Origin of the sequence: Pseudomonas sp. KD5 (assembly GCF_012932895.1) — a bacterium.
In the GTDB taxonomy this organism is placed as follows: domain Bacteria; phylum Pseudomonadota; class Gammaproteobacteria; order Pseudomonadales; family Pseudomonadaceae; genus Aquipseudomonas.
Genome location: NZ_JDWJ01000014.1, coordinates 48331 through 73212, shown reverse-complemented (window position 1 = coordinate 73212; position 24882 = coordinate 48331). Strand labels below are relative to the sequence as shown.

The window sequence follows — 24882 nt, the reverse complement described above, 5'->3', positions numbered from 1 at the left end:
AAGCCCCCTCGCCACAAAATGTTTTCTGCACATCAGGTCTTGAGCACCTCAAACGTCACTTCGTCAGGATAGAACGCCACATACCCGCCAATCTGCGCAACCGACACCTTGGGGTGCTCATAACTCCATACCGCGTTGGCACTTTCATGCCCGGGGATCTGCAGGCTGTAATAGCTGGCATCGCCCTTGTACGGGCAATAGCTGGTGTGGTCGGTGCGGGCGAAATACTGTTCGGCGATGTCCTCCCGCGGGATGTAGTAGACCGGAGGATAATTGGTCTCATGCATGACCAGCGCCCGAGTGGACGACGCCACTTGAATGCCATGGAACTTCACCACCACGCAGCCGGGCTGGGGGACGATGGAGATGGGATTACCGGCACCTGGGACTTTCATGAGGTCGGCTCCTCTGTTGCTGTTGAGCTGTGTTTGCGCCCCATCAGGTATACCCCATGTTCCGGGTCTCGCGAATATTTCGCAGCCGAACGGAGCGTGCTTCAGTCGCTGGATTGACCGCTGTCATCAACAGCAACAGCTCAAGCTGTACATCCATACAGATAAAGATTGCTCCATCGCTCATCACCCGCCATTCTGTGCACCTCTCGAACACTGATCGATGATGGTGGTTATGCGGCTGTACCTCTGTGAAAAACCTTCCCAGGCCAAAGACATCGCGGCCGTGCTCGGCGCCAGGCGTCGGGGCGACGGCTGCTGGCTGGGAACGGACGTCACGGTGACCTGGTGCATCGGCCACCTGCTGGAAACCGCGCCGCCGGATGCCTACGACGCGCGCTACAAGCGTTGGGTGCTGGCGGATCTACCGATCATTCCCGAAAAATGGAAAATGACCGTCAAGCCGCGCACGGCCAGCCAGTACAAGGCAGTCAAACGCCTGCTCGGCGAGGCCAGTGAACTGGTAATTGCCACCGACGCCGACCGTGAGGGCGAGATGATCGCCCGGGAACTAGTGGAGCATTGCCGTTATCGCGGGCCGATCCAGCGGCTGTGGTTGTCGGCGCTGGACGATGCGTCGATCCGCAAGGCATTGGCGGCGCTCAAGCCGGGGGCCGAGACGTTCAGCCTCTATCATTCGGCGTTGGGGCGCTCCCGGGCCGACTGGTTGATCGGGATGAACATGAGTCGGCTGTTCACCCTGCTGGGGCGTCAGTCCGGCTATCAGGGCGTGTTGCCGGTCGGTCGGGTGCAGACGCCGACCTTGCGCCTGGTGGTGGACCGCGACCGCAGCATTGCCGATTTCGTCCCGGTGGCCTACTGGGCCATCGACGTGCAACTGCTGCACGATGGCACGGCATTCATGGCCCAATGGCGTGCAGCATCGGACGCCTGCGACGATCAGGATCGCTGCCTGAATCAGGCGCTGGCCCGGCAGGCGGCTGCGGCCATTGGCAACGCGGCGAGCGCTCGGGTGATCAAGCTGCGTACCGAGCGCATGCGCGAAGTCGCGCCGCTGCCGTTCGACCTGGGCACCTTGCAGGAAGTCTGCTCGAAAAAACTCGGGCTCGGCGCCCAGGAAACCCTCGATATCGCCCAGGCCCTGTATGAAACCCACAAAGTCATCACCTACCCGCGCAGCGACTGCGGCTACCTGCCCCTGAGTCAGCATAGCGAAGCGCCGGGTATTCTGGCGGCGCTCCGGCAAGCCGACCCGGCGCTGAACGCCTTGCACGATTATCTGGAGCCGCAACGCCGCTCGCGAGCCTGGAACGATGCCAAGGTCAGCGCACACCACGGCATCATTCCGACCGCCGCGGCGAAGAACCTCGACCGACTGGCGGGCAAGCAACGGGCGGTCTACACCCTGATTCGTGCGCGTTACCTGGCGCAGTTCCTGCCCAACCACGAATACGACCGGACCCAGGCCGACTTCGACTGTGCCGGTGAGGCCTTGCGCGCCGTGGGCAAGCAGATTGTCGAGCCCGGCTGGAAACGCGCCCTGCCCGAAGCCCTCGCGCCTGCCAAGGGCCGCGAAGCACCGGCACCGCAAACACTGCCGACACTGGCCGAAGGGCGTGACTGCGCGGTGGCCGACGTGAAACTCAAGGACCTCTGGACCCAACCGCCCAAGCCATTCACCGAAGGCGATCTGATCAAGGCGATGAAAAACGTCGCCAAACTGGTGGAAGATCCGCTGCTCAAGCAAAAGCTCAAGGACACCACCGGCATCGGCACCGAAGCCACACGCGCCTCGATCATCCAGGGCCTGCTGGATCGCGGTTATCTGATCAAGAACGGCAAGGCCCTGGCCGCGACGCCGGCGGCTTTCAGCCTGATCGATGCGGTGCCGCGAGCGATTGCCGACCCCGGCACCACGGCAATCTGGGAACAGGCGCTGGACATGGTGCAGAGCGGTGAAATGAGCCTGGAAGAATTCGTCACCAAACAGGCCGCGTGGATGAGCAAGCAAGTGGCACGCTGCGCCGGCCTGAACCTGACCATCAGCGGGCCGGCAAGCCCGGCCGGGCGTAGCGCCACACCGTGGAAGAACAAACGCAAACCCGCCAAACGCAAGCCTTCGACTGGAACCAAGCGCGCGGCGAAACCGGCGGGCAAGGTTTGAGGGCAGCGAATCGAAATGGTCTAGTGTTCTTCAATGTCAGTTAAGACACCGAAGGTACGACCATGGCGACAATCAGGAGCCAACCCTCAATAGAACTGCACGCCGCCCAGCGCGACGAACTGGAAACCATCGAAAACCTGATGCAGTTCTACATGTACGATTTCAGCGAATGGCTGCCGCTGAAGCTCGGGGAACATGGTTACTTCAACATCCAGCCCAAACTGGACTACTGGCGCAACCCGGCAACCCGGCCTTTTCTGATCAAGGTCGACGGCGAGCTGGCGGGGTTCGTGACGGTTGATGACGAAACCCATATCGTCGGCGCCGAGTACAACATCGGCTACTTTTTTGTCAGTCGACGCTTTCGTGGCCAAGGTGTCGCGAAGTTTGTCGTCTCTGCCCTCTTGAGCCGGTTCCCCGGTCAATGGCAGATTTTCCACATCGATGCCAACCAGCCTGCGCGGCTGTTCTGGGCCAGGGTGATGCCCGATCTCACGGGCGGAGCGTTCACCGTGCATCAACTGCCGATTGACGGTTATCCATGCACCGTTTACCGCTTTGAAAGATCGCAGCCTTCGGCAACGCCTCCGGGGCCCGGGTAAGCGCTGCCGAAGACTCCAAGCGCTGGCCACGCTGACTTTCTAATTCCAAAACCACTTTGTCCGACAATATGTAGTGAACAAAAATAATCACTACAAAACCGTTGACGCCTCCGATTTGCCCTTGCATGATGCAGACGTCTCCCCGATCGGGAGTACAGGCAACACGTTTGAGCAAGTTCGTCTGACCGCCGAGCTGTTTTTCCCGGATACACGCTGCCCACAAGGCAGATTGAAGAAGCTGACCTGGCCTGAACGTCCAGTACAAGGGCGAGAAGCGCTGGCGATCAATCCTCATGAAGCTTGTGGCCGACCCTGAAAACGTCGGCAGTGGCCTCCAGGTTTTCGCTGCTTCTCTTCGTTGTGACGCTATTGCGTAGCAGTTATTCAACACGACTACATGCAACAGACGCGTAACCCCGTCGTATTGACGGTCGACCGCTGACGTCCTGGTTTCGGTGCCAGGGATCAACTAACCGATGGGCTACCTGTATTAGCGAATCAACTTTGAAAGATCACCAAATGGTCAAGGGGCTTACTATGAATCTGAACAATCAACCTACTATCGATGAACTGGCTCGCTTGTTCGCTGCGCAAAAAGACAGCCAAGACAGCCATATTCTGTGGATCAGCAAATCGGGCCAGGTTCATATCGACTGCCTGTCGCCCCATGCCCACGAAGAAGAGTTCGACAAGAACAACCAGAACCTGCTGGCCCGTCTGAAGATGTACCGTCGCGGCCAGGGCTATGTCGGCAAGAAAGCCGCGGCCGACAAGGACTTCATCGGCAACGTGCTGCAAACGCTGAAGCAGGCCTGGGCCTCGATGCAGAACCAGAATGAAGTTCGGGTGATTGATCGGTTGTACTGATCTCCCCCAAATACAAGAAGGCCCCGCTCGGTTATCGAGCGGGGCCTTTTTTGTCTTTTGCGTCTGCACCTCTAACTTCGCACCGGGTCAAAAGAACAGAGCTATGGTTAACAGTGCGCTGGACATCGGTTTATCCGCTGGAGGTCTGCGATGAAAACAACCCTGACATTCATGCTACTGGCATTGGCGAGTGCAGCTTATGGGAACAGTGTTCCCGGCGTTCCCGCCTTCGATGTGGACTGCCCCGGGAAAATCATGGTCCACGCCGACCAGGATGGTCCGGTGATGATCAACAGCAAAGAAGCCCAGACCAAAATGATCAATGATCGCCTTTTCGAGGCCAAGGGGCCGGATGTGACGATCTCGATCAGCATCGCGGATGACGATACGGTAGCCGTGACCTATACCAGCAAGAAAGGCGGCAATGGCATCTGCCAGTCGGTGGATGATTGATTCACACGCTGGTGCTGCCGGCCATCACCAGGTTCGCGAACGCCACAGACGCGGCACTGTGATAGTTGTTCTTCCTGCGCAGCAATGCCGCGTCGCGCCGGGGTGCCTCGCCCTGTAATTCAATCCGGCACAATGCCCGTTCCGCCGTGGCGATGGGCTCCGGGAGGATGGTGGCCATCGGCGTGTGGCGAATGACCTCCAGCAACGTACTCACCGAATTCACCTCGATCGCCACCTTGGGCGTGATGCTCTGTTGCCGAAAATACTCGTCGACTGAGGATCGGGTGATGAAGTCCGGCGTCAGCAACGCGAATTCCAATTGCGCCATCTCCTTGGGCGATAGCGGGATCTGCCGTTCGTACAACGGATGACAGTGCCCGACCACCCCCCCCAGAGTCTCGACAAACGCCGGCACGCACTCGATATCCGGGCTCCTCACCGGGGTGAAGGCAATGGCAATGTCCAGCGAGTCATCAAGCAACCCCGCCTCGATGTCATCCATCGACAACTCGAAAATCTGCAGATGGATGTTCGGAAACTTCGCCGCGTAATCGCGCACCAGCGGCCCCACCAGATACGCCATGAACGTTGGCGTCATGGCCAGTCGCAAGGTGCCGCGAGACAAGTCCTTCACGTCATGCAGCGCGCGTTTACCCGCTTCCAGTTCCACCAGCACCCGCCGGGCGCATTCGATATAGGCCTGCCCCGCGTCGGTCGGTTTGACCGTGCGCGAGGTGCGGTCGAACAGGCTGACACCCAGGGTTTCCTCCAGTTGCCGGATCTGCTGGGACAGTGTCGGTTGGGAGACGTGCAACGCCTCGGCGGCACGGGTGAAGCCGCCGTGGTCGGCGACCGCCAGCAGGTAGCGCAAATGTCGGAGCAGCATGGGATTCATCATCTATAGGCAGTAATTATGCAAAACATTGTATATCGATCTTGGACGCTATGGATCAATCAACCGAAGATGGCTCCACTTTCCAGCCACAACCGATAGGAGTCACACCATGCAACAGTCCCACGCTTACCAGGACACTAGTCTGGCCCTGACCACTTCGATCCTCGATGCCAAGGCGCGCAAGAATCTGTCCTGGCAGGATCTGACCGACGGCACCGGCCTGGGTCTGGCCTACGTCACCGCCGCCCTGCTCGGCCAACATCCACTGCCGGAAGCCGCCGCCAGAGTGATCGGCGAAAAACTCGAGCTGGACGCCGACTCCGTGGCCCGCCTGCAAATCATCCCGCTGCGCGGCAGCCTGTCGGGTGTTCCGACCGACCCGACCATTTACCGCTTCTACGAAATGATCCAGATCTACGGCACCACGCTCAAAGCCCTGGTTCACGAGCAATTCGGCGACGGCATCATCAGCGCGATCAACTTCAAGCTGGACCTGAAAAAGGTCGAAGACCCGGAAGGCGGCTCCCGCGCCGTGATTACCCTGGACGGCAAGTTCCTGCCGCTGCGTCCTTTCTAAAACAACCGCTCAGCACCCCATGTAGCAGCTGCCGAGCCTGCGAGGCTGCGTTCGGCTGCGAAGCAGTCGCGAAATCAAACAGCGCGGTCTTTCAGGTAAACCGCGTGCACCGTGTTAACGACGGCTCCGCCGCCGAACGCAGCCTCGCAGGCTCGGCAGCTGCTACGCCCCCTTATTCATTGCAAGGAAGTCCGCCATGAAAGCGCTCATCGAAGGTTTATTGAAGTTTCAGAAAGAAGCGTTTCCGCAACGTACCGACCTGTTCAAACACCTGGCCACCACCCAGCATCCCGGCACCTTGTTCATCACCTGTTCCGACAGCCGCGTGGTACCGGAACTGCTGACCCAGCAAGAGCCCGGCGAACTGTTCGTGGTGCGCAACGCCGGCAATATCGTGCCCTCTTACAGCCCGCATCCGGGCGGCGTGTCGGCCACGGTGGAATATGCGGTCGCGGTATTGGGCGTGACGGACATCGTGATCTGCGGGCATTCGGACTGTGGCGCCATGACCGCCATTGCCCAGTGCAAATGCATGGATCACCTGCCCGCCGTCAGCGGCTGGTTGCAGCACGCCGAGTCGGCCAAGGTGATCAACGAATCCCGCCCTCATGCCAGCGACGCGGCCAAGGTCAGTTCGATGGTGCGGGAAAACGTCATCGCCCAACTGGCGAATATCCAGACCCACCCGAGCGTGCGCCTGGCCCTGGAAAAAGGCCTGTTGAACCTGCATGGCTGGGTCTATGACATCGAAACCGGCTCGGTCGATGCCCTGGATGCCGGCAGTCACAGCTTCGTGTCGCTGGCCGAACACCCCGGCACTTGCGCCGTGCACGGCAAAACAGTCGAAGCCGCCTGAAGGTGTCGACCGCACAAGCTGCACCAGGCTTGGCGCAGCGTTACAAAGTGGACAGGCGCGCTACTGCGCCCGTCCTCGTTTCCCGGCCGGGAATGTGCCACTCACACGATCGCCCCTGTTATTTGTCGTCCGTCTTGGCTGACGATTGTGGCCGACGTTCAGGTGTGTCTTCAGCGTTGGGCGCTTCTGGAAAACTGCCTGGCGTGAACACATGAGTGAGCAATTCGCTGGCATCGATGTTGACGACACCAGGAACCGAACGGGCCAGAGCAACAGCGTGCTCACACTGTCTATGGGTATTGACGCGACCGCTCAATGCCACCGCACCCGCATGGGTTTTGACATGGACATTCAGGCCAAGAGTGGTATCGGCCAATGCCAGGGCCGACTTTACCCGGGTGGTAATCCACGTGTCGTGAACGACCGTTTCCAGACCATGGGAGTAATGTTGGAAGTCATGAAGTTTCATGGCGCAATCCTCTCACACGTAATCAGATGCGCTGTCCGTCCCCGCGCAGGCACGGACACACAATAAGTATAGTGCGTGCCGTTGCCTGCGGTCAGAGGGCTGTCCCTGATGCCGGTAAGTTAATAAGAGCGACGAAATTCCTGTGGGAGCGTGGCTTGCCCGCGAAGAGGGAGTGTCAGTCAACATTGATGTCGCCTGACACACCGCTTTCGCGGGCAAGNCACGCTCCCACAGGTTTGCGCGTCTCAGCGTTTGACCGACAGACTCGTCTGGGTCATGCGGCTGCGGATCGTGAACACGCCATCACCCGAGAGAATCGCGCTGCGCGCAAACAGGCGACCGCTCTCCCAGTTCGAAAGCCCCAGTTCCGGCTTGTTCAGCGCGTACTGTCCGTCGACCCAGCGGGTGATCCCGTTGCCGACAAAAGGCGCGTTGACCGCGTTGTAGAAACGCGCCTGCGCCTGGGCATCTTCACTGATCAGCGACACGGTGAATTGCGGGCTGTAGCGGTTGAACAAGGCAATGGCCTGATCCAGATCGTCGACGATCTTCAGGCTGACTTCCGGGGTTTCTTCCCATTCCCACTCCCGGCCCAATTGGTCCTCGGGCAACGGTTCGGCCTGTGCTTCGGTCTGATAGCCTTCGGCGCGGTACACCTCGACGCTCGCGGTGCGCCAATCGCTCGGCAAATGCTGCTCGCTGCCCTCGACGATGTGCAGTTTGCAGCCTTGGCCCCGCGCGGTGCCGGCCTGTTGCAGTGCATCGAGAAACAGCGGCACCAGTTCGGCAGCTCGGTCGCGGTGGATCAGGCAAACGTTCAGGGTGTTGCAGACTTTGCGGTCCAGAGAGTTGCGCACCACGGCGGCGAAGCGCTGGGCATCGGCGTCTTTGTTCGCGATCAGCCAGGCGCCACCGGTGCCGTGCAGGCTGACGGCGGTGCCGGCCTGTTGCGCGATGCTGCCCAACTGGCTGACCGCACGCCCCGAACCACGGGCCACGGCCAGCGACAGGCGCCGGTCGGCGAACATTGCCCAGCCGGCGGCGTGATTGACACTTTCGACCAGCGACACTGCACCGCTTGGCAACCCGGCATCGGCCAGTGCCGGATTCAATGCATGGGTGACGATGGCCTGGGCGGTGCCCAACGCGTCGCTACCAATACGCAGCACCGCGGTGTTGCCAGTGCGCAATACACCGGCAGCGTCGGCGAAGACATTCGGCCGGCCTTCGAACACAAAAGCGACGATGCCCAGCGGCGAAACCACCTGCTCGACTTTCCAGCCATCGTGCTCGACGCAGCTCACGACTTGACCGCGGGTGACCGGTGCATCGCGCCAGGCCCGCAGGCCTGCGATCATGTCGCGGCGCATGCGCTCATCAGCCAGCAATCGCGTGGTGGAACGCCCGCGCGCCTTGGCCCGCTCGATGTCGGACAGGTTGGCGGCTGCAATCAAGGCCCAGCATTCCGGGGTTTCCAGGCGTTGCGCGAAGCGATCGAAGAACTCGCTGATGGCGTGATCCGAAACGCTGGACATTGCGGCAAACGCCGCCTCGGCGCGCTCGATGGCGACCGTCGCCGCCTGCTGATCCGCCACCGGGATCAGCAACAACTCGCCGCTGACCTGCTCCACCAGCAGATGGTCGCCGGGCTGAAAGCGCGCCGCCAGTTCGGGGCTGACGACAGTGACACGATTACCGGCAAATGGGATCGGCGTGCCAGCGACTAGACGTTCGAGCGCAAGAGACATGAAGCGGTTTCACCATGCAGGGGGCGGTCGGAAAATGTATAGCAAATTTCCCGCAGCGTCATGCCCACACCGCTCTAGAACACCGACCAACCAATCCGCTGACTCAACAACTCCAGCGCCGCCATGCCCGCGAGCGAGTTACCGGCGGCGTTCAATTCCGGGGACCAGACGCACACCGTGAATTGCCCCGGCACCACCGCGACGATGCCCCCGCCCACGCCGCTCTTGCCCGGCAGACCGACGCGATAGGCAAAGTTGCCCGCTTCGTCGTACAGCCCGCTGGTGGCCATGATCGAGTTGACTTGTTGGGTCTGGCGGGCGCTGAGGATCTGTGCGCCGCTGTGTTTGCAGAAACCGTCGTTGGCCAGGAAGCAGAACGCCCGGGCCAGGTCCACGCAACTCATGCGCAGCGCGCAATGGCTGAAGTAGCTGCGCAGCACCGCTTCGACATCGTTATGGAAGTTGCCGAACGACTGCATCAGATACGCCATGGCCGCGTTACGCGCGCGGTGCTGGTATTCGGATTCGGCGACCTTGCCGTCCACCATGATGTTCGGGTTGCCGGACAAGCGCCGGACAAAATCGCGCATCGACAATGCCGGCGCGGCAAAGCGCGATTGATTGATGTCGCAGATCACCAGCGCACCGGCGTTGATGAAGGGATTGCGCGGGCGCCCGCGCTCGAATTCCAGCTGCACCAGTGAGTTGAACGGCTGGCCGGACGGCTCGTGGCCCAGGCGTTCCCAAATCGCTTCGCCGGAGTGTTCGATGGCCTGCACCAGGCTGAACACCTTGGAAATACTCTGCACCGAGAACGGCGTGTCGGCGTCCCCCGCGCAAAACAACTCGCCATCATTGCCATACACGGCAATGCCCAATTGATTGCCCGGTACCTCGCCGAGGGCGGGAATGTAGTCAGCCACTTTGCCCTGACCGATCAACGGTCGGACTGCGTCAAGGATCTCGTTCAACAGCGCTTGCATGCCGGGTTCCGAAGTCTCGCCCCATGGGATTGCGGGGACACTGTCGCTAGACGCCGCTGGGCGGCGCTGAATCACAGTTTTGTATGGGAATGTATCTTTCACCGCCCGGGATACACCAACTTGCACCGGGGGGCCTTTCAGACATATCGCCAATACAGCTGATTGCAACACTTCTGTCGTCCGCTGACTACCGGCAAACCGGGTCGGCCCTTACTCAGGAGTGTTGTCATGATGACCCAAGTCCCCCGTTACCATGGCTGGTCGCTGTTTGGCCTGCTGGCCATGCTGGTGCTGTTGATGACCGGCCTGATTCTGCTGCTCAACCCCGATCTGGTGGAAGCCACCCGCATCGCCATTCGCGCCACCGCACGCACTTCGTTTGCGCTGTTTCTCGCCGCGTTCACTGCATCGGCCCTGGCGGTGCTGGTGCCCTCGCCTTTCAGCCGCTCGCTGGTGCGTGAACGACGCTTCATCGGCCTGGCCTTCGCGTTCTCCCATCTGGTCCACGCCATCCTGATCTACAGCTACGGCCAACTGAACCCCGAATTCTGGCCCGGTCGTACCACGGTCGGCAATATTCCGGGTTCGGTCGGTTACCTGTTCATTCTGTTGATGGCATTGACCTCATTCAAAACCACGGCGCGCCTGATCGGCCCCAAAGCCTGGAAAACCCTGCATACCAGCGGCATGTGGGTGATCGCGGCGGTGTTCGCCTTTTCCAACTTCAAACGCATCCCCCTGAGCGCCTGGTACGTCCTGCCGTTCGGCCTGATGTTTTCAGCGATTGTCATTCGGCTGCTGGGCAAAATTGCGCAGAAGTACAAACGGTCCGCCAGAAACACGCTATTGACCGAATAAAACCTCAACAACACCACCAATCCCCAGTGGGATCGGACTTTTGTGGCGAGGGGGCTTGCCCCCGTTGGGTTGCGAAGCAGCCCCAAAATCTCTGATGCATCAAAGATCTTGTGAGTGCTACGCACTCAAACGGGGGCAAGCCCCCTCGCCACAGTCCGCTCCCACAATGAATCCCTCGGAGATCAAACCCATGAACACTTCCCTTTCATCAGCCGTCAAAGGCCTGCACCTGAACCTCGAGCGCGTCGGCAACTGGATCGCCCCTCTCACCCTGCGGCTGTTTCTGGCCTGGGAGTTTTTCGAGTCAGGCCTGGAAAAATGGAACGGCCAGAACTGGTTTGCCGACATCCAGGATCGCTTCCCGTTTCCCTTCAACCACGTTCCCGCCACGCTGAACTGGGAACTGGCGATGTGGGCCGAGCTGATCTGCGCCCTCACTTTGCTGGCAGGCCTCGGGACACGGCTCTCGGCGATTATTCTAGTGGTGGTCACAGTCGTCGCGACCGCTGCCGTCCACTGGCCGGCCGATTGGTCTACATTGAGTGAACTTGCCCAGGGTTATGCCATCAGCAACAAGGGCCACGGCAACTTCAAGCTGCCGTTGATCTACCTCGCAGCCCTCATGCCGTTGTTGTTCTCGGGGGCCGGCAAACTCAGCATGGACGCGTTGTTGGCTCGACTCTTCTGGCGGCGCAGTCACCGCTGAGACGCCAGCGTCTCGATACCCCATCCAACTTGTGTAAAGGAGCCATCATGAGCGTAACCAGCCAATGGATCGAAATCAGCAGCCCCGAAGGCACCTTCGGCGCTTACCTGGCCATCCCCCACACCCGTAAAGGGCCGGGGATCGTACTGATTCAGGAAATCTTCGGGGTCAACGAACACATTCGCTCGGTTGCCGAGCAATACGCCGCCGACGGCTATCTAGTACTGGCGCCGGATCTGTTCTGGCGCCACGGCCACCGTATCGAACTGGGCTACGACGAAGCCGGCTGGAAACGCGCCGTCGAATTGATGAACGCCACCGACCGCTATAAAGCCCAGGCTGACATCAAACTGGCCATCGATACCCTGAAGACGCATACCGGGCTCGACGGCAGGATCGCCTCCATCGGTTACTGCTTCGGTGGCATGCTGTCGTACAACACCGCGGCCAACGGTTTCGTCGATGTGGCAATCGCCTACTACGGCGGCGGCATTCAGAACCAGCTGGATCGAGCCAGTGAAATCAAGGTGCCGCTGCTGATGCACTTCGGCGAACAGGACAGCCACATCCCCATCGATGCCGTGAAGCAAATCGCCGAGCGTTTCGAGTTCAACGACGACGTCGATATCGAGGTCTATCCGGGGGCCGAACATGGCTTCAACTGCTCGCACCGCGACAGCTACAACCAACGGGCTGCGGCCGAGGCGCATGGCAATACGTTGATCTTCTTGAGTCAGAATCTTTAAGGGCTGATCGCCGACATCAACAATCGGTAAGCATTCAACCCCGGAAACCAGCATGGACAACCTCGCAAAACCCAGACCAGCCTCACTGCGTATCCCCTCCACGGTCTGGGCCCTGGGTTTCGTCAGCCTGTTCATGGATCTGTCTTCCGAGCTGGTGCATAGCCTGCTGCCGGTGTTTCTGGTCACCACCTTGGGCGCCAGCGCCTTGACCGTCGGGGTGATCGAAGGCATCGCCGAGGCGACGGCGATGGTGGTCAAGATATTCTCCGGCGCCATCAGCGACTTTATCGGCCAGCGTAAAGGCCTGCTGTTGATGGGCTACGGTCTGGCGGCGTTGTCGAAGCCGCTGTTTCCCCTCGCGCACTCGGTTGATGTGGTATTTACCGCACGCTTTCTGGATCGCATCGGCAAAGGCATTCGTGGCGCGCCGCGCGATGCGCTGGTCGCCGATGTCGCCCCCGCCGAAATCCGTGGTGCCTGCTTCGGCTTGCGCCAGTCGATGGACACCGTGGGGGCGATTCTGGGTCCGGTTCTGGCGATCGTGCTGATGCTCTGGCTCGGGCAGATCCATCTGGTGTTGTGGTTCGCGGTGATCCCGGCGGTGATATCGGTGGTGCTGATTGTCGGTGGCGTCAAAGAACCGACCGATGTCGCCGGGAAACACACCTTTCGCTCGCCTATCCACTGGAAGGTTCTGCGGGAGTTTTCCCGGGGTTACTGGTGGGTGGTGATTGTTGGCGGGCTCTTCACGCTGGCCCGTTTCAGCGAGGCCTTTTTGGTCTTGAAAGCGCAGCAGACAGGCCTGACGGCCACTTGGGTGCCGATGGTGATGGTGGTCATGTCGCTGCTGTATGCGGTGTCTGCCTACCCGGCGGGCTGGCTGTCCGACCGGATCAGCCGCACCAAGTTGCTGTGTGTCGGCATGGGGCTGCTGATCCTGGCGGACCTGCTGCTGGCGCAAGCGGATTCAATCATGACCATGCTGGCAGGCGTGGCCCTGTGGGGCCTGCACATGGGGTTCAGCCAGGGCATTCTCGCGACGCTGATCGCCGATACCGCGCCTGAACATCTCAGGGGCACGGCGTTCGGCCTGTTCAATCTGATCAGCGGCGTGTGCCTGTTGATCGCCAGCGTACTGGCTGGCGCGCTATGGGAAACCTCGGGCTCCGCCAGCACTTTCATCGCCGGGGCGGTGCTGGCGGCTGCGGCGCTGTTGTTGCTTGTGCTGCGCAAGTCCTAGTCCGCGATCGCGGCGAACCCGCGTTGCAAATCCTCGATCAACGCGTCGACATCTTCCAGGCCAATGTGCAACCGCAGCACCGGGTTCAATGCGCGATCTGCCGCACTATTGCGATCCTGGGTGTCGGCGACGGTGATCAGGCTTTCATAGCCGCCCCAGGACGCGCCCAGACCAAACACCTGCAACGCATCGATGAAGCGCTCTACGTACGTGGCGTCGGCATCGCGCAGTTCGAAGGACAGCAGTCCGTTACTGCCCGTGAAGTCCCGCCGCCACAGTACATGATGGGGATGATCGGCCAGCGCCGGATGGAACACCCGTTTCACCTGCGGTTGCGCTTGTAGCCAATGAGCGATTTCCAGGGCCTGGCGTTCGTGCACCTCCAGGCGTGGCGCCAGGGTTCGGGCGCCGCGCAGCACCAGCCAGGCGTCGTCGGGGCTGACGGCGATGCCAAAGGTGTCGCTCATGGACGCCAGCGGCTGCCAGACTTCTTGCCGGGTACAGACGCTGCCCATGACCACATCGCTGTGGCCGCACAGGTACTTGGTCAACGCCATGATCGAGATGTCCGCGCCCAGCGTCAGCGGCCGGTACAGGTAGCCCGAGCCCCAGGTGTTATCGACGGCCAGCAGAATGCCTCGTGGTTTGCACAGCGCGGCGATGGCCGGCAGGTCGCTGAGTTCATACAGCAGCGAGCCGGGCACTTCGGTGTAGACCATTTTGGTGTTGGCTTGCAGTTGCGCTTGCAGGCCGTTGCCGTCAGGCGCGAAGTAGCTGACCTGGATACCGAACGGCTCAAGCAGTTCGCGGGCCAGACGTCGCACGGGCGCATACACCGCGTCGGTGATCAGCACATGATCGCCGGGCCGCAGGTAGGCCAGGAACGTCTGCGCGACCGCCGCCAGTCCGGTGCCGAACAGTCGGGTGCGGTAACCGCCCTCCAGTTCCGTCACCAGATCTTCCAAGGCAAAAGCCGTCGGATTACCCCGGGCGCCATAGCTCAGCACCCGCTCCCGGTCACGGCGAGCACGGGCATCGCGCATTTGCGCCAGGTTGTCGAACAGCACTGTGCTCAGGCGAGTGACCGGCACGTTGACACCCCGGCTGCCACTGCCCTTTTCGGTACGCGCCGCCTGCACCAGACGGGTACGCACCCGCGCATCACGAGTCGCTTGAGACGGCGCACGCAGCGGTTTGAGGCTGGCGATTTCGTCTGCGCTCATTTGCGCCAACAGGCCGATTTCCCAAGCCAGGTACTGACGCGCCGCGTCTTTGTTGCCGGCGTGACGATCATGGGTAAAGAACAGAAAATCGATGCACTGCTGATCAGGCGGCGTGTTGGCATCCTCTTGCAACGCAAGACCCGCCTCGCGCCAGGCGTCAACACCGCCGCTCAACAGCCGGGTTTGTGCACGCTGAACATCGGGTAATTCCAACGCTGCGAACGCGGCCAGCTGCGGGTCATCGGCCAGCAACACCAGAGGTCGCTGTTCACCGGCCACTTCACTTGCCAGCAACGAACGAATCGACCAGCGAGAGCCGGCGATATGGCCTTTACGGAAGGTCCTGCTCGGGCGCAGGTCAATCAATGCCACCGCGTCATCCTTCAACTCATCGGCCAAGGCTTGTGCCGTGGTGACCGGCAACGCTTCGTGTGCGGGCGTCTCATGCGTCGGCAACGCCAGACCGCTGCTCAGCCCTCCCTCCAGCACATAAGCTTCATGCCCCAACTGCCGAAGCCAACTGGCGATGATCGGCGCCCGTATGCCATCACTGTCGATCAGCACCAACCGCGCCTGACGTACGCCGATGTACAGGTCGGTAGACTGAATCAACTGCCCACCCGGCGTGTGTTGCGCACCCGACAGACTGCCGGCGACAAACTCCTCGGCGGTGCGCACATCGCACAAAAACAAACTGCGTGCGGCCTCCCCTGCCCACTGCTCGACCTGCGCCGCCGCAACGGTTTTTACCCCGGCCCGCTCGGCCAGTTGTGCCGCGGCGAGGCGTTGTTGCGGCAAGGTCTTCGATGACACCTCATCGGCATAGCGGCGGGTGCTGCCATGTTCCAGCCGGAAATTTTCCAGGTACCAGCCCTGCGTACCGTTTTCCAAGGCGTAGACCGGATTCTTTAATCCCAGATTGATCAGGGTCTGGGCGCCAATAATGCTGCGGGTTCGACCGGCACAATTGACCACGATCGGCGTGCTGTCGTCCGGCAACAGATCCTGTACGCGATAGCCCAGCTCGCCGTTCGGGCAGCAGACAGAACCGGGGATGGTCATCTTGCGGTATTCGTCGAACGGCCGACCGTCCAGCACCACCAGAGGCTCGCCCCGGGCTTGCCATTCAGCCAACTGCCTGGCGGTGACATGCGGCGTATCACTGGCTTCTTCCACCAACTCGCCAAAGGCTTTGGACGGCACATGCACACCCGCGAACAGTTGCAGGCCTGCCGCCTTCCAGGCATCGGCACCGCCGTCGAGAATATGCACGCGGCTGTACCCCAGCGCCTGCAAACGCCGGGCAGAACGCGCCGCGATGTCCCCGCCGTTCTGGTCATAGATCACCAGCCGCACTTGAGGATTCGGCGCCAGGCGTCGGACCTCCAGCTCCAGGCGACTATAGGGCAGGTTCACCCCGTGAAACAGGTGAGCCTCGCCATATTGGCCATGCTCACGCACATCAAACAGGGCAATTTCCTGCCCGTCGAACAGCCATTGCTGCAGTTGCTGTGGGGTGACGGTCCGATTCATGTGTAAGCCTTGATCGACGGCGCCATTTGCGAGGCGTTGTAATTGAGAATGCGCCCGTCGGGCTCGACCCCGTAACGGCCGTTGAGCGATTCCAGCGGCAAGCCATACAGGTGGAAATGCAGGGTTGGTTGCTCACCTTCGACACAGATGCCATGCAGGTCTTCACCGAGAAACGAGATCGACGTGCCGGGTTGCACGATCACTTCCTTTTCCAGGTGCAACGTGGTGAACCCGGGCTCGCGGCCCTCATCATCACGGGTGTAGACGTAGTTGATTTCCTGGCCTTCGATGGCGCTGATGATCGCCCAGGTTTCGTGGTTGTGCGGGATCGTACTTTTACCCGGCAACAATGAGTTGAGGTACAACGTCGGCGTGTCGCCATCGTCGTTCAGACGGTAGCGGAACGCGGTGCTGCCCTGCCCCGGCACGGGCGCCGGGAACGCGTCGAAATTGAACAGATCGCGGCGCTCGGCCAGGGTTTCGAGCAAAGCGACGATCTCCGTCAACGCGGCGCGGTCGACGCCACGCTGATGGATGACGCGGATTTTCTTGAGGAAATCCTCGATGACGGCGGCACGGTTATCGGTACTCATGAACAGACTCCTCGGTATTAGACGGACAGGCTGTAGCGGCTCAGGTTACTCAACAGATACGGATCGTTGGCGACACGGGGACGGCGTCCCGGATCGCCCAGGGCGTGACGCAGAAACTCCTGGGTCCGTTCGCTGGTGGGGTGCTGGAAGATCTGCTCGGCACTGCCGCGTTCGACAATCACGCCGTTTTCGGTGAAGTAGACGATGTCGCTGATCTCTTCGGCGAAGCGCATTTCGTGGGTCACCAGCACGCAGGTCATGCCCTCTTCGGTGAGTTCGCGAATCACCGTCAGCACCTCGCCAACGGTTTCCGGGTCGAGGGCCGAAGTCACCTCATCGAACAGAATCAGTTCCGGGCGCATGGCCAACGCCCGGGCAATCGCCACCCGCTGTTGCTGACCGCCGGAGAGTTGCCCCGGATAAGCATCGGCCTTGTGCTCCATGCGCACCTTGGCCAGCAGGGCGCGGGCGTCTTTTTCGGCCTCGGCGCGGTTGCGCCCCAGCACTTTGCGCGGGGCGATCACCAGGTTCTCCAGCACCGACAAATGCGGAAACAGGTTGTACTGCTGGAACACAAACCCCACACGCTTGCGCAATTCGATACGCTGACTTTCCTGGGCTAGGGTGTGAACCTCGGTGGCGCCGACGCGGATGCTCCCGCGCTGGGGCTGCAACAGGCCGGTGATGCAGCGCAGGATCGTCGACTTGCCGGAGCCGGACGGGCCGATGATCGACACGGCCTGGCCGCGATGCACGTCGAGGTCGATGCCCTTGAGCACCGGGTTGCTGCCAAATGACAGGTGCAGGTCGCGCAGGCTGACCAAGGGCTCGGCGACGGTTTCAGTAGAAGGCATAACGTCGCTCCAGGCGTTGGGTGAGTCGGGAAATCGGGTAGCAGTAAGCAAAGAACAGCACCAGCAGGCTCAGGTAAATCACCACGGTGAAGCCAGTGAGGTTCACCGTGTTGCTGGCGATTTGCGCGGTGTCGATCACGTCATGCACGCCCACCAAAGACGCCAGTGCGGTGCCCATGGTGATCACCGCGTAGAGGTTCATCCACGGCGGCAACATGCGCTTGAAGCACTGCGGCAGGATGATCGAGCGGAAAATCTGCCCGCGAGTGAAGGCCAGGGATCGCGCCGCTTCCCACTGGGTACTGGGGATCGAGGCGACGGCGCCACGGAAGATCTCCGCAACATTGGCGCTCGCCGGCAACGCCAGGCCAATCGTGACCTTGACCCAGTCCGGGAACGAGACATAAGTGCTGCCGATGTGGATCTCGAACGGGAACACATAGGTGGTGAAATAGATCAGCACCAGCCACGGCGCGTTGCGAAAAATCTGCACCCAGATCCGCGCCGGCAAGCGCAACAGCCACAACGGCGACAACGTCAGGGCACCGACCAACAACCCCAGCAACGAGCCCAGCCCGATCGCCACCAGACTGATCAGAATGTTCTGGCCAAACCCGACGACCAAGGCCGGCGACCATTGCAGCAAAGCCTTGAGTACGGGGCTGTGCGGCGCGAAATACACCAGCCAGAGCACGGCCCCCACCAACAGCAGCAACTTGCCGCCATGCCGACGCGGCCAGGCCAGCGGCGCGGTGACGGACGATTCAATGGCCATAGCCAGGCATCCTCAGGCGCGCTTCGAGCAGGCGACCCACACAATTGACGGTAAAACTCAGCAGGCCGAAAAACGTCAGGATCAGAATCATCAGCTCCAACACGTTATCGCTCTGGGTCCAGATCATGATCGCCGCGTAGGTGATGTCGCCGACGGCAATGGCCGAGGCGACGGCGGTCATTTTTACCAGGTCGATCAGGTTGTTGATCAGCGACGGCAAGGCGAAGCGCAAGGCCAGTGGCAGTTGCACATTCCACAACAACTGGCGGCTGCTGAACGCCAGCGAACTGGCTGCCTCCATCGTCACCGCCGGCACCGCTTCGATCCCGGCGCGCAAGGCTTCGGCATGAAACGCGCCTTTGTGCAGCGAAATCACGATCACCACCCAGGCGAACGGCGTCAGCGGGTTGGCCGCGCCAACGGCCTGGGTCAGCAGCATGTTCAGCACCAGAAATGCGCAATACAACTGCACCAGCGTCGGCGTGTTGCGGGTGACTTCGACGAACACCCGCGCGGGTTTTGCCAGCCAGGGTTTACCCGAGGTCAACATCGCCGCCAAACCGACGCCTGCCAGCAGGCTGCCGACGATGGTGAACAGGCACAGCAGCACCGTGGTCAGCGCGCCCTGCTCCAGGGTTCCGCGCTGATAAGCGTCCAGCACAAAGCCGTAGTTCAGGCCGAATCCGGCGGCCCAGTGGACGAATAGCTCCAACAAATGACTCATGGTTCGCCCCGCAATTGCCTGCAGGCTTGAGCGATGCGTCGTCCTGCCTCGGCTACGGTTTCAGTTGCAGTAGCGATGGACAAGCGAAACCACGGTGACAAGCCATAAGCGCTGCCCGCCACGCCGGCCACGCCCTCTTCCAGCAAATACGCGACGACGTCGGCATCGCTTTGCAGACGTTGACCGTCCGGGCGATAGCGCCCCAACAACCCGACACAGCGTACAAATACGAAGAAACCACCTTGAGGTTCAAGCACTTCAAGACCATCCACTTCGCGTAAGGCGCTGACCAGTGCATCCCGGCGTTGTTGATAGGCCGCGACTTGCGACCGCAAGAAATCCAGTCCACCTTCGAATGCCGCCAATGCGGCGGCTTGTCCGACCGAGGAAGCGCCCGAGGTGGATTGCGATTGCACCACGGTCATGGCCTGGGTCAGCGCTTGCGGTCCGGCGCCGAAACCGATGCGCCAACCGGTCATGGCGTAGGTCTTGGACACCCCGCCCACCAGCAGGCTGCGCGCCTGCAAATCCGGCGCAACGTTGAGCAGGCTCTGGGCAGGCAAACCGTCGAAACGGATATGTTCGTAGAGCTCATCCAGCAGAATCAGCACGTGGGGATGGCGCCGCAGCACCTCGGCCAGGGCACGCAGCTCGGCCGCGCTGTACACCGCGCCGCTGGGGTTGCCGGGGCCGTTGAGGATCAGCCAGCGAGTCCGTTCGCCAATCCGTTGCTCCAATTGTTCGGCCGTCAGTTTGCAGCCCTGCGCCAGCCCGCATTCGATAAACACCGGCTCGCCGCCATTGAAGCGCACGCTGTCGGGGAACGACGGCCAGTACGGCGTTGGCACCAGCACCTGATCGCCGTCGTCGAGGGTGGCGGCAAAGGCATTGAAGATGATCTGTTTGGCACCGTTGCCAATCACGATCGATTCCAGCGGATAGTCCAGCTGGTTTTCCTGCTGGAGTTTGCGTTGCACCGCGATGCGCAAGGCCTTCACGCCCGGTGTCGGCGTGTACTTGGTGGCACCGGCGGCGATGGCGGCATAAGCGGCCTGCTTGATGTGCTCCGGGGTGTCAAAATCCGGCTCGCCGGTGGTCAGGTCGAGGATGTCGCGACCAGCCTCGCGCAATGCCGTGGCTTGAGATTTCGCGGCGGCATTGGCCGACAGCGAGACGCGCTGTACGCGTTTGGACAGACGAAGCGTCATGACTGACTCCCCTTCAAAACCTTGCCGGGGTTCAGCAGATTGTTCGGGTCCAGCGCTTGCTTGATCCGGCGCATCAGGTCGAGTTCCACCGGGCTTTTGTAGCGCCCTAGCATGTCCCGTTTGCGCTGGCCGACACCGTGCTCGGCGCTAATGGAGCCGCCGTGAGCGTGGGCGCTGTCGTGCACCAGTTGGCTGAGTGCTGCGTAATGGGCCATGTGCGCCTCGACCGTTGAGTTGTGCGGATGGGCGACGTTGTAATGCAGGTTACCGTCGCCCAGATGGCCGAAGGTGTAATGCCGCACACCAGGGAAATGGCGCTGCAACAGCGCATCGGTATGGGCGACAAATGCCACGACCTGGGAAATCGGCACCGAGATGTCGTGCTTCATATTGCGACCGGCACGCTTCTGCGCCTCGCTCATGTTCTCGCGCAACAGCCAAAACGCCTGGCTCTGGGCGAGGCTTTCGGCGATCAGCGCATCGGCCAGCAGGCTCTGCTCGTAGGCCTCGCCCAGTACCTGCTCAAACGCTTCGCGGGCATGGCTTTCGCTGTGGTTATCGGACAATTCCAACAACGCGAACCAAGGCTGACGGGCACCGGAAAAGGGTTGTGGGCCTTCGGGAAATTGCTCGCGCAGCAACGCAAGGCACCCGGCACTGAGCAGTTCGAACGCGGTCAGGCTGGCACCGAAACCGGCGCGGGCATGGGACAGGAACGTCACCGTTTGGGCCAGCGAGTCGAAGGCCAACAGCGCTGTGGCCTGGGCCTTGGGCAACGGGAACAGTCTCAGGGTGGCGGCGGTGATGATGCCGAGGGTGCCTTCGCTGCCGATGAACAGGTCGCGCAAGTCGTAACCGGTGTTGTCCTTGCGCAAACCGCGCAGGCCATTCCAGATGTCGCCCTGGGCGGTGACCACTTCCAGACCAAGGGTCAATTCGCGGGTATTGCCATAGCGCAGCACCGCCGTGCCACCGGCATTGGTGCCCAGATTGCCGCCAATGGTGCAGCTGCCTTCGGCGCCCAGGCTCAGCGGGAACAGGCGCCCGGCATCGCGGGCGACGCCCTGAATGGTGTGCAGAATGCAGCCCGCCTCGACGGTCAGGGTGTCGTTGTCGGTGTCCACTGCCCGAACGCGATTCATCCGGTCGAGCAGCAACAACACCGCGCGGCCACTGGCGTCCGGAGTCGCGCCGCCCATCAGCCCGGTGTTGCCGCCCTGCACCACCACCGGCGTATCGCAGGCCACGCACGCGCGCACCACCGCCGCAACTTCTTCGGTGCTTGCCGGGTGCACGGCGGCAATCACCTGCCCCACGTAACGGCCCTGTTTGTCGGTCAGGTACGGCGCGGCCTCTTCGCTGGTCTGCACATGACGGGCGCCGAGCAGTTGCTGCAAGGCCACGAACAACGGTCGACTCATGACCGCACTGCCAGCGGTGCCGCGTTGCGGTATTGCTCGTGCAGGTCACGCAAGGCTTGCGACGGTGCCATGCCCGTGCGTTCGCCCAATTCGATCAGCCAGCCGCTGCGGTGCCAGTCGCGCACGATGGCATCCAGCTTCGCCTGGGTATCGTGCTCGCCCTTGCGTATCCAGATCACCGAGTTCGACGGGATCAAGTCACCCGGCAGCGGAATTTCATACCCGGCCCACTCGGCATCGCTCAATAAGGTATGCATGGTCGGGCTGACATGCACCGCCGCCACGCAGCCATTGCCGCGCAACGACAACAGCGATTCGGACTGGCTGCGAAACGCCTTGATCTGCGCGCCGTAGGTTTCCTGTAATGGCTTGATGAAGTTGCTGCCCTGGGACACGCACACCGGTTTGTCCTTAAAGTCGCTCCACTGGGTGATACCCGCACCCTTGCGAATCAACGCGGCGCCACCGACTTCTTCATAGGGCGTGGGCACGTAATCGAGAATCTCGGCGCGTTCTTCGGTGAACTGCATATTGGCGATCAGGATGTCGACCTTGCCCTGCTGCAGGAACTGCACCCGGTTGGGTGCCAGCACCGAAACAGTCTGGGCCTCGACACCCAGCGCCTCGGCGATGCCCTTAGCCAGTTCGACGTTGTACCCCAGGTGTTCGCCGGTCTTGGGGTCGAGGGTGCCGAACGGCGGACCACTGAGCATCACCCCGACGCTGATCGCGTGGCGTTGTTCGATCTTGTCCAGCGTGGCATCGGCCTGAGCGAGGCTGGCGCCCAGCACGGCGCATCCTGCCAGGCACAGCATGGCCAGGCTTCTAGCGGAAAAATATCGGTTCATGCACGACTACCTTGAACGACCGCCGAATCCGTCGGCGGTCTATTGAAAACAATGAGGTGAACCGCTCAGGCGCCGTTGGCCTGGAACTGTTTCTGCAACTCCACCAAGGCCGGTGACGCGGGCGTTATGCGGTTGCGGGTCTGGGCGTCGATCAGCCAGCCGCTGCGGTGCAGTTCCTTGACGATGGGGTCGAGCCGGGCCTGGGTATCGCGTTCGCCAGGTCGGGTCCAGATCACCGAAGGGGCCGGGTTGAGCTCCGGACTCAGCGCGCGATAGCCCTGCCATTCGGCGTTGTCGGCGATCAACGGGTTGATCAGCGTGGCGTCATGCACCGCCGCGACACAGTTGTTGCCACGCAGCGCGAGCAAGGATTCCGACGAGCTCTTGAACGCCTTGATCTCCACACCCAGCTCGGTGAGCGGCTTGATGTAGCTGCTGCCCTGGGAGGTGCAGACGGGCTGGCCCTTGAGGTCTTCCCAACGGGTGATCTTGCTGTCCTTGAGCAGCGCCGCGGTACCGCCGACACGGTAGAAAGGCGTTGGCACAAAACCGAGGATCTCACCGCGCTCGGCGGTCCATTCCATGTTGGCGATCAACAAATCCACTTTGCCCTGCTGCAAAAACTGCACGCGGTTGGCGGGCAATACCGGCACCAGTTGCACCTCGGCGCCCAACTGCCGACCCAGTTCCTGAGCGAGGTCGACGTTCAAGCCCCGAGGTTTCTGAGTACCCGGATCGATACTGCCGAAGGGGCCGCCGGACAGTACGACCCCCACCGTCAGCACATGCCGTTGCTGGATCTTGTCCAGCGTGGCATCAGCCTGAGCCCCGGCACTGGTAGCCAATGAGATCAAGGCGCCCAGCATCACAGGCAACCATCGTTTTACAGGTGAGCGCTCAAGCAACATGGATTTCCCCTCATGGATGATCGGCGTTCCCCGACCTGATGAGGCGGCATCCTAGGTACAGTCCTGAAGTAACGGAAATTCAAATATCTAATATCGTTATAACTTGCCGTATTTCTGCTAAGCGAAAATCCTCACAGCGCCCGTAGTTACCGCATTAGCACTAAAATATCGCCAAAAATACATAAACAAATGTAATGTTTATGTTTGCAGCCCTGATATAAAAACAGCCCGGAAATGGCCATGCCGACCTCACCTACCCTCGATCTCGAATTACTGCGCACCTTCATTGCCGTGGTCGATCACCACAGTTTTGCCGAGGCCGGCGCGCAACTGGCCCGCACACAATCCTCGGTCACCCAGCACATGCAACGCCTGGAACAACAAGTGGGGGTGAGTCTGTTCGAGAAGCGCGGACGCCAGAAGCAACTGACCGAAGCCGGTTTGCAGTTGTTGCGTCATGCGCGGCAGATGCTTTCGCTCAACGACGATGCGCTGAACTCCCTGCGCGAAAGCAACTTGAGCGGTGTGCTGCGGATCGGCTCGCCCCATGACATCGCCGACACCATCCTGCCGCCGATCCTCAGCCACATCGCCCGCTCGGCCCCGCGCTTGCGCCTGGAGATCGATGTCGGCCGCAGCCCGTTTCTGATGGATGACCTGCACCGGGGCAAGGTCGACATGGTGATCTCTACCCGCGAAGACCCGACGCTCGAAGGCTTCGCCTTGCGCACTTCGCCGGTGTGGTGGATCTGCTCGGCGCAGTACATTCATACGCCCGAAGAACCCTTGCCGCTGATTCTGGTGGATGAACCGAGTATCTATCGTCGCTACGCCCTGGAGGCGCTGGAGCGCGCCAACATTCCATGGCGCCAGGCGTACCTGGCGTCGAACCTGATCGGCATCAAGGCCGCAACGCGTGCCGGGCTGGGCGTCACGCCCAGAAGCATGGAAATGCTTGGCCCGGACATGCGCGTGCTCGGCGAAAACGATGGCCTGCCACGGCTGCCGGACGTGACCTACCACTTGTGGATTCGGCCCAACACCGTGAACCCGCTGGTGCGTCGGGCCTATGAGTTGATCAGGAGCAGTCGAGGGCTTTGACGCGGCCAATCATAAGAACCAAAGAGCATTAATAAATACAAAATCAGTATTTATCGTTATAAAAATATCCGCGTACTCTCAGCTCATCCCGTCATTCATCACCACAGTGAAGTGCCC

Annotated in this window: 25 protein-coding genes; 11 read left to right on the top strand and 14 right to left on the bottom strand. The window is 61.1% G+C overall.

The annotated features are described in order from the left end of the window. Positions 1–32: 32 nt before the first annotated feature. A complete protein-coding gene (locus tag AF70_RS26010) occupies positions 33–395 on the bottom strand; it encodes a DUF427 domain-containing protein (RefSeq protein ID WP_019579442.1) in 363 nt (120 codons plus the stop codon). Positions 396–627: 232 nt separating this feature from the next. On the opposite strand from AF70_RS26010, the gene AF70_RS26005 reads away from it, so the two are divergent. The 4 genes from AF70_RS26005 to AF70_RS25990 all read left to right on the top strand — a co-directional run bounded on the left by AF70_RS26005 (position 628) and on the right by AF70_RS25990 (position 4499). Then, the gene (locus AF70_RS26005) at positions 628–2577 is read left to right on the top strand and encodes a DNA topoisomerase III (RefSeq protein ID WP_028940230.1); all 1950 of its coding nucleotides are present in this window, start codon (positions 628–630) and stop codon (positions 2575–2577) included. Positions 2578–2639: 62 nt separating this feature from the next. Beyond that, positions 2640–3179 (top strand): GNAT family N-acetyltransferase, encoded by a 540-nt coding sequence (locus AF70_RS26000; protein WP_028940229.1) that lies wholly within the window; start codon positions 2640–2642, stop codon positions 3177–3179. A gap of 537 nt (positions 3180–3716) precedes the next feature. Further along, positions 3717–4046 carry a hypothetical protein gene (locus AF70_RS25995; protein WP_028940228.1) on the top strand — a complete coding sequence of 110 codons (330 nt, stop codon included), beginning with the start codon at positions 3717–3719 and terminating at the stop codon, positions 4044–4046. A gap of 150 nt (positions 4047–4196) precedes the next feature. Continuing rightward, on the top strand, positions 4197–4499 hold the full coding sequence (locus tag AF70_RS25990; protein WP_019579446.1) for a hypothetical protein: 303 nt from the start codon (positions 4197–4199) through the stop codon (positions 4497–4499). A 1-nt stretch (position 4500) separates the two neighbouring features. On the opposite strand, the gene cynR is transcribed toward AF70_RS25990, so the two are convergent. Beyond that, on the bottom strand, positions 4501–5385 hold the full coding sequence (gene cynR, locus AF70_RS25985) for a transcriptional regulator CynR (RefSeq protein ID WP_028940227.1): 885 nt from the start codon (positions 5383–5385) through the stop codon (positions 4501–4503). Positions 5386–5503: 118 nt separating this feature from the next. Here cynR and cynS point away from each other — a divergent pair, with 118 nt between their 5' ends. Further along, positions 5504–5971, top strand: a complete 468-nt coding sequence (gene cynS / locus AF70_RS25980) for a cyanase (protein WP_018929757.1) — start codon at positions 5504–5506, stop codon at positions 5969–5971. A gap of 196 nt (positions 5972–6167) precedes the next feature. After that, positions 6168–6827: a carbonic anhydrase gene (locus AF70_RS25975; RefSeq protein WP_019579449.1), complete on the top strand. Its 660-nt coding sequence runs from the start codon at positions 6168–6170 to the stop codon at positions 6825–6827. 118 nt (positions 6828–6945) lie between these two features. On the opposite strand, the gene AF70_RS25970 is transcribed toward AF70_RS25975, so the two are convergent. The 3 genes from AF70_RS25970 to glsB form a co-directional block, all read right to left on the bottom strand. Further along, positions 6946–7296, bottom strand: a complete 351-nt coding sequence (locus AF70_RS25970; RefSeq protein WP_081625598.1) for a BON domain-containing protein — start codon at positions 7294–7296, stop codon at positions 6946–6948. A 245-nt stretch (positions 7297–7541) separates the two neighbouring features. Then, positions 7542–9044, bottom strand: a complete 1503-nt coding sequence (locus tag AF70_RS25965) for an aldehyde dehydrogenase family protein (RefSeq protein WP_028940226.1) — start codon at positions 9042–9044, stop codon at positions 7542–7544. Between the two features lie 74 nt (positions 9045–9118). Beyond that, the gene (gene glsB, locus AF70_RS25960) at positions 9119–10027 is read right to left on the bottom strand and encodes a glutaminase B (RefSeq protein WP_018929762.1); all 909 of its coding nucleotides are present in this window, start codon (positions 10025–10027) and stop codon (positions 9119–9121) included. A gap of 228 nt (positions 10028–10255) precedes the next feature. Here glsB and AF70_RS25955 point away from each other — a divergent pair, with 228 nt between their 5' ends. The 4 genes from AF70_RS25955 to AF70_RS25940 all read left to right on the top strand — a co-directional run bounded on the left by AF70_RS25955 (position 10256) and on the right by AF70_RS25940 (position 13577). Then, on the top strand, positions 10256–10885 hold the full coding sequence (locus AF70_RS25955; RefSeq protein WP_019579451.1) for a ferric reductase-like transmembrane domain-containing protein: 630 nt from the start codon (positions 10256–10258) through the stop codon (positions 10883–10885). A 190-nt stretch (positions 10886–11075) separates the two neighbouring features. Next, complete coding sequence (locus tag AF70_RS25950) at positions 11076–11591, top strand: DoxX family protein (protein WP_028940225.1); 516 nt, start codon at positions 11076–11078, stop codon at positions 11589–11591. Between the two features lie 47 nt (positions 11592–11638). Continuing rightward, positions 11639–12337, top strand: a complete 699-nt coding sequence (locus AF70_RS25945; protein WP_019579453.1) for a dienelactone hydrolase family protein — start codon at positions 11639–11641, stop codon at positions 12335–12337. Between the two features lie 52 nt (positions 12338–12389). Then, positions 12390–13577 (top strand): MFS transporter, encoded by a 1188-nt coding sequence (locus tag AF70_RS25940; protein WP_028940224.1) that lies wholly within the window; start codon positions 12390–12392, stop codon positions 13575–13577. On the opposite strand, the gene metC is transcribed toward AF70_RS25940, so the two are convergent. From metC to AF70_RS25895, 9 genes are all read right to left on the bottom strand, one after another. Continuing rightward, the gene (metC, locus tag AF70_RS25935; protein ID WP_028940223.1) at positions 13574–16333 is read right to left on the bottom strand and encodes a cystathionine beta-lyase; all 2760 of its coding nucleotides are present in this window, start codon (positions 16331–16333) and stop codon (positions 13574–13576) included. The genes AF70_RS25940 and metC overlap by 4 nt on opposite strands. After that, a complete protein-coding gene (locus tag AF70_RS25930) occupies positions 16330–16926 on the bottom strand; it encodes a cysteine dioxygenase (protein WP_028940222.1) in 597 nt (198 codons plus the stop codon). The genes metC and AF70_RS25930 overlap by 4 nt, the downstream gene beginning before the upstream one ends. A gap of 17 nt (positions 16927–16943) precedes the next feature. Continuing rightward, on the bottom strand, positions 16944–17780 hold the full coding sequence (locus tag AF70_RS25925) for an amino acid ABC transporter ATP-binding protein (protein WP_019579456.1): 837 nt from the start codon (positions 17778–17780) through the stop codon (positions 16944–16946). Beyond that, the gene (locus AF70_RS25920) at positions 17767–18555 is read right to left on the bottom strand and encodes an amino acid ABC transporter permease (RefSeq protein ID WP_028940221.1); all 789 of its coding nucleotides are present in this window, start codon (positions 18553–18555) and stop codon (positions 17767–17769) included. The genes AF70_RS25925 and AF70_RS25920 overlap by 14 nt, the downstream gene beginning before the upstream one ends. Continuing rightward, positions 18545–19279: an amino acid ABC transporter permease gene (locus AF70_RS25915; protein ID WP_028940220.1), complete on the bottom strand. Its 735-nt coding sequence runs from the start codon at positions 19277–19279 to the stop codon at positions 18545–18547. The genes AF70_RS25920 and AF70_RS25915 overlap by 11 nt, the downstream gene beginning before the upstream one ends. Beyond that, positions 19276–20487 carry an aminotransferase class I/II-fold pyridoxal phosphate-dependent enzyme gene (locus AF70_RS25910; RefSeq protein WP_028940219.1) on the bottom strand — a complete coding sequence of 404 codons (1212 nt, stop codon included), beginning with the start codon at positions 20485–20487 and terminating at the stop codon, positions 19276–19278. The genes AF70_RS25915 and AF70_RS25910 overlap by 4 nt, the downstream gene beginning before the upstream one ends. Beyond that, a complete protein-coding gene (locus AF70_RS25905; protein ID WP_028940218.1) occupies positions 20484–21908 on the bottom strand; it encodes an FAD-binding oxidoreductase in 1425 nt (474 codons plus the stop codon). The genes AF70_RS25910 and AF70_RS25905 overlap by 4 nt, the downstream gene beginning before the upstream one ends. Then, complete coding sequence (locus tag AF70_RS25900; RefSeq protein ID WP_028940217.1) at positions 21905–22756, bottom strand: transporter substrate-binding domain-containing protein; 852 nt, start codon at positions 22754–22756, stop codon at positions 21905–21907. The genes AF70_RS25905 and AF70_RS25900 overlap by 4 nt, the downstream gene beginning before the upstream one ends. A 65-nt stretch (positions 22757–22821) precedes the next feature. Then, entirely contained in the window at positions 22822–23664 is an 843-nt protein-coding gene (locus tag AF70_RS25895; RefSeq protein WP_026286691.1) for a transporter substrate-binding domain-containing protein, read from the bottom strand. 240 nt (positions 23665–23904) lie between these two features. Between AF70_RS25895 and AF70_RS25890 the strand changes: the two genes are divergently transcribed. Beyond that, the gene (locus AF70_RS25890) at positions 23905–24765 is read left to right on the top strand and encodes a LysR substrate-binding domain-containing protein (protein WP_018929776.1); all 861 of its coding nucleotides are present in this window, start codon (positions 23905–23907) and stop codon (positions 24763–24765) included. The last annotated feature ends 117 nt before the right edge of the window (positions 24766–24882 follow it).